This window comes from Streptomyces wedmorensis (genome assembly GCF_000716445.1).
GTDB lineage: Bacteria > Actinomycetota > Actinomycetes > Streptomycetales > Streptomycetaceae > Streptomyces > Streptomyces wedmorensis.
The window spans coordinates 1-7,272 of sequence record NZ_JNWK01000116.1; the positions used below are offsets into that span (position 1 = coordinate 1).

4 protein-coding genes and 1 pseudogene are annotated in these 7,272 nt (G+C 72.5%); 1 reads left to right on the forward strand and 4 read right to left on the reverse strand.

What is annotated here, in order from left to right; translation table 11 throughout:
• The 4 genes and pseudogenes from OO54_RS46645 to OO54_RS40375 form a co-directional block, all read right to left on the reverse strand.
• Positions 1-709, reverse strand: a pseudogene (locus OO54_RS46645) (C40 family peptidase); the annotation flags it as partial.
• The gene (locus OO54_RS40365; protein WP_033212589.1) at positions 706-1,824 is read right to left on the reverse strand and encodes an AfsR/SARP family transcriptional regulator; all 1,119 of its coding nucleotides are present in this window, start codon (positions 1,822-1,824) and stop codon (positions 706-708) included. The gene OO54_RS40365 and the pseudogene OO54_RS46645, both read right to left, overlap by 4 nt.
• Positions 1,825-2,081: 257 nt before the next feature.
• Positions 2,082-5,312 (reverse strand): fused isobutyryl-CoA mutase/GTPase IcmF, encoded by a 3,231-nt coding sequence (gene icmF, locus OO54_RS40370; protein WP_033212591.1) that lies wholly within the window; start codon positions 5,310-5,312, stop codon positions 2,082-2,084.
• A 116-nt stretch (positions 5,313-5,428) separates the two neighbouring features.
• Complete coding sequence (locus tag OO54_RS40375; RefSeq protein ID WP_033212593.1) at positions 5,429-6,058, reverse strand: class I SAM-dependent methyltransferase; 630 nt, start codon at positions 6,056-6,058, stop codon at positions 5,429-5,431.
• Positions 6,059-6,207: 149 nt separating this feature from the next.
• Here OO54_RS40375 and OO54_RS40380 point away from each other — a divergent pair, with 149 nt between their 5' ends.
• On the forward strand, positions 6,208-7,179 hold the full coding sequence (locus OO54_RS40380) for a maleylpyruvate isomerase family mycothiol-dependent enzyme (protein WP_033212595.1): 972 nt from the start codon (positions 6,208-6,210) through the stop codon (positions 7,177-7,179).
• Positions 7,180-7,272 lie beyond the last annotated feature (93 nt).

Below are 7,272 nucleotides of genomic sequence, written 5' to 3' on the forward strand. Positions count from 1 at the left end.
CCTCGGTCTGCCAGGCGTGGTACACGCCGTCGGCGCCGGCCGCGAAGGCCTCGAGACGGCCGTCCGACGACCGTGCGGAGACCACCCGGCCGGAGGCGTTGGGGTGGGGCCTGCGCGCCTCGGGCTCGTCGACGATGCCGTCGTACCGGAGGGCCTTGTAGTCGCCGTTCGGATGGCCGTCGATCGAGGCGCTGTCGATGTTCCCGAAGAAGTGCCCCGGCGGTTCCACCCCGCTGGAGCCGCCGCCGAAGCTGTAGTAGGAGAACCCGCCCTGGTCGTTCACCCACTCGTGGAAGATGATCACGTGGTTGTAGTACGAGTTGAGGATGTCGCCGGCCCTCAGCTCGCTTCGCGCGATCTCATGCGAGAAGTTCGGCAGGCCCTGCGTGTTCGGGTTCGCGTCGAGATGCCAGGCCATGGCGACGAACCCGGAGCAGTCGGTGCGGTACGCGAAGTCGTCTCCGGGCCCGGGAACGTACGCTCCCTGGCTGTACGGCGGCTGCTGGTCCACCCAGTACTGGGCACGCCAGATCACCTCGCCCCGGGTGATCGGGCCGCCGCGGTCGGAGGAAACCGCGCCCGCCGCGCCCGCCGCGCCCGCCGCGCCCGCCGCGCCCGCCGCGGCCGGCGGCGCGGGCGCGACCAGCAGGAGCGCGCCGGCCAGCAGGGGCAGCAGGAGTCTGCCCCACCAAGATCGTGACTCTCTCACTCGGACCTCCCAGGTCGTCGGCGGCCGACAGTAGGAGGGAGCGATGAAATGCGGATGGAATCGCCGGGACCGGCCTCGTCCCCGCACAGGATCATGCGGCGCGTGCGACGCAGCAGCATGCTCGGAGCGACCTCCAGCTCGTCGGCGAGACGACGGCGGGTGCGGTCGAACACCGCCAGCGCCTCGGCCTGCCGCCCGTCCCGGTACAGCGCGCGCATCAGCATCGACGCCACCGGCTCGTTCAACGGATGCTCCGCGGACAGGGCGAACAGCTCGGCGACGGCGTCCGCGCACCGGCCGAGCCGCAACTGCCACTCCGCCTTCCGCCGCGCGACGGCGATCCTGCGCTCGCCGAGCCGTACCCGCTGGAGGTCGGCGAGCGGCCCCGGCAGACCGTCGAGGGGCTCGCCGCGGAACAGTTCGAGCACCCGCGAGCACAGCCGTACCGCCTCGACGGGATCGCCCGCCCGGTCCGCCGCCCCCATGTCGGCGACCAGCTCCTCCATCCGCGCGAGGTCCACGTCGACGGCACCGGGAACCAGGCGGTAGCCGTGCCGGGCGTGCTCGATGACCGTGTCCGGGCCGTCGTCGGCACGGAGGGCCTTGCGCAGGCGGTAGATGTACACCGGCACCACGTTCGCGGCCGGCGGCTCCGTTCCCCAGACGCCGTCCAGGAGTTCCCGCCGGCTCAGCGTCCGCCCCGCGCCCAGCGCGAGCGCCGCCAGCACCGCCTGCTGACGCAGGTGCCCCAGGCCCAGCGGACGCCCGTCCTGCCAGGCGCGCAACGGCCCGAGCACGGAGATCCGCAGCCGCGGGGCGCGGACCCGGACGGCCGTGGCCCGAGGTGCCGGACGGCCCGCCGCCCGGCTGCGGGGGCCGCGCCCGGGGGCGACCAGGCCGGTGTCGAAGGCGTGGACGATGGCGGCGGCCCGGTCCCGCAGACCGAGTTTCACGAGGACCCGTGCGAGGTCGTCGGCGACGGTCTTCTCGGGGAGGTCGAGCGCGGCCGCGATCTCGTCGTCCCGCAGACCGCAGCCGACGGCGGAGAGGACCCTGCGCTCCCGGTGCCCGAGCGCGTCGGACGTCGGTCGCCCCGTGACGGCGGTCGTCGGCAACGCTGCTCCCCGGGGCTCCGGACCGGACGGTCCGCTGGACGGTCCCCGACACCGTAGGACGGGGGGAGAGCGGCCCGGCATCCGGAACGATCCGGAGTGACACCGGGGCGGGCAGGCGCCGGAGTCCGGGGCGTCCGGCGGGCCCGACGCACGCGGCGTCCGCGTGCTCACCTGACCGACGGAACGGCGACGCCCGCCCCCGTGCGTACACGGGGGCGGGCGTCGTCCCGGAGCCGTTCTCCCGGCGCGGGGCGGGGTCAGACGTTGCGGCGGTACTGGCCGCCGACCTCGAAGAACGCCTCGGTGATCTGCTGGAGGGTGCAGACCCGGGCGGCGTCCATGAGGACGGCGAAGGCGTTGACGCCGCTGGTCGCGGCCTCCTTGAGGGCGGCCAGGGCCGCGTGGGCCTGGTCGTGGTGGCGGGTCTGGAAGTCCTGGACCCGCTCCAGCTGGGACAGCTTCTCCGTCTCGGTGGCGCGGGCGAGTTCGACGGCGACGGGCTCGGCGGTGTCCGCGTGGGGGTTGCGGAAGGTGTTGACGCCGATGATGGGCAGGGTGCCGTCGTGCTTGCGCTGCTCGTAGAGCATCGACTCGTCCTGGATGCGGCCGCGCTGGTAACCGGTCTCCATGGCGCCGAGCACGCCGCCCCGCTCGCTGATGCGCTCGAACTCCTGGAGCACCGCCTCCTCGACCAGGTCGGTGAGCTCGTCGATGATGAACGACCCCTGGAGGGGGTTCTCGTTCATCGCCAGGCCCCACTCCCGGTTGATGATCAGCTGGATGGCCAGGGCGCGGCGGACGGATTCCTCGGTGGGGGTGGTGACGGCCTCGTCGTAGGCGTTGGTGTGCAGGCTGTTGCAGTTGTCGTAGATGGCGATGAGCGCCTGCAGGGTGGTGCGGATGTCGTTGAAGTCCATCTCCTGGGCGTGCAGGGAGCGCCCGGACGTCTGCACGTGGTACTTCAGCTTCTGGGAGCGCTCGTTGGCGCCGTACTTCTCCTTCATCGCCACGGCCCAGATGCGGCGGGCGACGCGGCCGAGGACGGAGTACTCGGGGTCCATGCCGTTGGAGAAGAAGAACGACAGGTTCGGGGCGAAGTCGTCGACGTCCATCCCGCGGGCGAGGTAGGTCTCGACGTAGGTGAAGCCGTTGGCGAGCGTGAAGGCCAGCTGGCTGATCGGGTTCGCGCCGGCTTCGGCGATGTGGTAGCCGGAGATGGACACCGAGTAGAAGTTGCGGACCTTGTTCGCGATGAACCACTCCTGGATGTCGGCCATCATCCGCAGCGAGAACTCGGTGGAGAACAGGCAGGTGTTCTGGCCCTGGTCCTCCTTGAGGATGTCGGCCTGGACCGTGCCGCGGACGGTGGCGAGCGCGTGGGCGCGGAGTCCGGCGGCCTCGTCGGCGGAGGGCTCGCGGCCCTCGACGGCGCGGAACCTGTCGATCTGCTGGTCGACGGCCGTGTTGAGGAAGAACGCGAGGACCGTCGGCGCCGGGCCGTTGATCGTCATGGACACCGAGGTCGTCGGCGCGATCAGGTCGAAGCCGTCGTAGAGCGCCTTCATGTCGTCCAGGGTCGCGACCGAGACGCCGGAGGTGCCGACCTTGCCGTAGATGTCGGGGCGCTCGCCGGGGTCGCGGCCGTACAGGGTGACCGAGTCGAAGGCGGTGGAGAGCCGGGTCGCCGGCTGGCCCTCGGACAGCAGCTTGAACCGCCGGTTGGTGCGGAACGGGTCGCCCTCGCCGGCGAACATCCGCGCGGGGTCCTCGCCGTCGCGCTTGAAGGGGAACACGCCGGCGGTGAAGGGGAAGTGGCCGGGCAGGTTCTCGCGGCGCCAGAAGCGCACCAGCTCGTTGTGGCCGGTGAACCGGGGCAGGGCGACCCGCGGGATCTTGTTGCCGGACAGGGACTCGCGGGTCAGCTTGGTGCGGATCTCCTTGTCCCGGATCGTCACGACCTGCTCGTCCCCGGAGTACGAGGCCACGACGGCCGGCCAGTTCTCGATCTGGTCCGCGACCTCGTGCGGGAGCCGCTTGCGGGCGTCCGCGAGCAGCGCGTCCACGCCGGTGTCGTCGTGGCCGGCCTGGACGAGCTCGCCCTTGACCGTGTCCAGGCGCTGGACGCGCCCGGCCGCCTCGGCGAGCCGCTCGGTCTCCACGTGGTACGCGCGCACCGTCTCGCCGATCTCGGTGAGGTAGCGCACCCGGTCGGCGGGGACGACCTGCCGGATCCCGGAGGAGTGGCGTACGTCGACCGGGGCCAGCGTGCCCGTGTCGACCGTGAGGCCGCGCTCCGTGAGCGCGGTCTTGAGGTGCTGGTGGAGCGCGGTGACACCGTCGTCGTTGAAGGTGGCCGCCGAGGTGCCGTAGACCGGCATGTCCTCCGGCCTCTTGTCGAACGCCTCGCGGTTGCGGACCAGCTGGCGCGCCACATCGCGCAGCGCGTCCTTGGCACCGCGCCGCTCGAACTTGTTGATGGCCACGACGTCGGCGAAGTCGAGCATGTCGATCTTCTCGAGCTGCGAGGCCGCGCCGAACTCCGGCGTCATCACGTACAGCGAGGTGTCGACGAACGGCACGATCGCCGCGTCGCCCTGGCCGATGCCCGGCGTCTCCACGATCACCAGGTCGAAGCCGGCGGCCTTGACGACGTCGATCACGTCGGCCAGGTGCTCGGGCAGTTCGTGGTTGCCGCGCGTGGCCAGGCTGCGGAAGAAGACGCGGTCGCCGTCGAGGGAGTTCATCCGGATCCGGTCGCCGAGCAGCGCGCCGCCTCCGCGGCGGCGCGTCGGGTCGACCGCGATCACCGCGATGCGCAGCTTGTCCTGCTGGTCGACGCGCAGCCGGCGGACGAGCTCGTCGGTCAGCGACGACTTTCCGGAGCCGCCGGTGCCGGTGATGCCGAGGACGGGAGTGACGCGCTCCGCGCCGGCGGCGCGCAGCCGGTCGAGGAAGGCGGGGGACAGCTTGCCGAGCTCGGCGCCCGTCACGGCGCGGGCGATCGCGAACCGGTCTCCCGCGAGGACCGCCGCCGGGTCGGCCGGACCGCCGTCCCAGAGGTCGAAGTCGCAGTCCTTGACCACAGAGTTGATCATCCCCGCGAGGCCCATCCGCTGCCCGTCCTCGGGCGAGAAGATGGTGACGCCGCTGTTGCGCAGCCGGGTGATCTCCTCGGGCACGATCACGCCGCCGCCGCCGCCCACCACGCGGATGTGTCCCGCGCCGCGCTCGCGCAGCGACTCGACCAGGTACTCGAAGTACTCCACGTGCCCGCCCTGGTACGACGAGACCGCGACTCCGTGCACGTCCTCCTCGATCGCGGCGTCCACGACCTCCTGCACGGACCGGTTGTGCCCCAGGTGGATCACCTCGGCCCCCTGGGCCTGGAAGATCCGCCGCATGATGTTGATCGAGGCGTCGTGTCCGTCGAAGAGCGCCGAGGCGGTGACCAGACGGACGGGGTGCACGGGCCGGTGCAGAGCGGTCATGTGGACCTTCCCAGGGGAGGCAAGCGGTACACGAGAAATACTAGGACGTCCTACTAGTTTGCAGTAGGCGAGCCCGATGTGACCGGATGCACACCGTGCGGGACCTACTTTCGGTGCTACGGAGCGCGGCCCAGCAGATGGGCTTCGAGGAAGCCCCGCTCACTGGCCGGGTCGTGCACGAGGCGGGCGAAGGGCGTGAGCCCCGCCCCGGCCAGCAGGTCGGCGAAGTCGTCCACCGGCCAGCTGTAGGCGGGGGCGACCTTGTGGTCGAAGCGGACCGGGCCGGGGCCGTCCGTCGCGAAGAACGTGGCCAGGAGCAGGCCTCCCGGCGCGAGGACGCGTGCCAGCTCGGCGAGCAGCGCGGGCAGCTCCCCGGGCGGGGTGTGGATCGTCGAGTAGTGGGCCAGTACGCCGCCCAGCGCCCCGTCCTCGATGGGCAGGGCCTCCATCCGGGCCTCGTCGAACCGCAGGTCCGGATGTGCCCGCCGGGCGTGGTCGACCATGGCCGGCGACAGGTCGAGCCCGAAGGCGTCCAGCCCCAGGTCGCACAGCAGGGCCGTCAGATGCCCCGGCCCGCACCCGACGTCGGCCGCGCGCGGGTTCCCCGTCTCGCGCACCAGTTCCGCGAAGGTGCCGACCATGGCCCGTGCGAACGGCCGCGTCTCCAGCCGGTCGGCGAACAGCGACGCGTACAGCTCGACGACCTCGTCGTAGGCCGCCCTGGTCTCGTCCTGGTGCTCCGTCACGGGGAGGAAGCTAGCACCCCCGCGACGCCTCGGGGGCGGCCCCGCGAGACCGGTCGAACGCGACGGGTCCCCTCCGTGCTACTCGCTGGTACGGTCCCTCACCTACCGGCGCTCCGAGCGGGCCGCCGAAGCCGAGGGAGGGGCGGTCCATGACGGCACGAACGAGCGGGGTGCTTCCCGCGGGCCTGGCCGAGGCGATACGCGGGACGGCCGAGGACATCGCCGCGGTCCTGCGCACGGCGGCGGGGCCGGAAGGCGAACCGCGGAGGCGGAGCGAGGCGGGCGGAGGGGCGCGGAGCGAGGCGGGCGGCGGATCGCCGGGCGAGGCGGGCGGCGGATCGCCGGGCGGAGGCCGGGCGGCCGGGGAGACGGCACCCGGGGGTGCGGGGCCGGGCGGCGCCGGCCACGGCGGTGGGCTGCCCGTGCCCCGTTCCACCTGGACGGTGGGCGAGGCCGCCGCGCACCTGGCGCAGGCGAACGCGCTGATGGCGGAGCTGGCCGCCGGACACGAGCGGCCCTACGGGGACGGCACGCCCGGCAGCCTGGCCGAGGCCAACGAACGCGCGCTGGCGGGGTTCGCGGAGCGGGCGCCCGGTCCGCTCGCGGAGATGATCACGGCCCAGGCCGCCGCCTTCCTCGACGCCGTCGAGGAGCGGGACCCGGACGAGCCGCTCGCCACCCCGCTCGGCGGGATGAACCCGGCCGTCCTGGGCTCGTACCTGCTGACCCACATGCTCGGTCACGGCTACGACCTCGCCCGCGCCCTGCGCCGCCCGCACATGGTCGACGCGCACCGGGTGGAGCTCGGCATGCCGTTCATGATCCAGGTGATGCCGAGGGTGACGGACCCGGACGCCGTCGCCGGTCTCACCGCGGCCTTCGCGGTACGCCTCCGGGGTGGCTCCGGCTTCGGCGTCACGATCACCGACGGCCTGGTCCGGGTCGCACCCGAACCGCCCGCGCGGCCGGACTGCAGGATCCTCACCGAGCCCGTCACCTTCCTGCTCCTGGCCCTCGGCCGCATCGACCCCTGGCCCGCGATCGCCCGTGGCAGGGCGCTCGGCTGGGGGCGCAAGCCCTGGCTCGCCCCGCGTTTCCCCACCCTCTTCCGCGCTCCCTAGTCTTCTGAGTCAGGAATTCTGTTCAGATATGAGGCGAGGCGTTCGAGGATCTCGTCTGCGGTCTTGGTCCATATGTAGGGCTTGGGGTCGGTG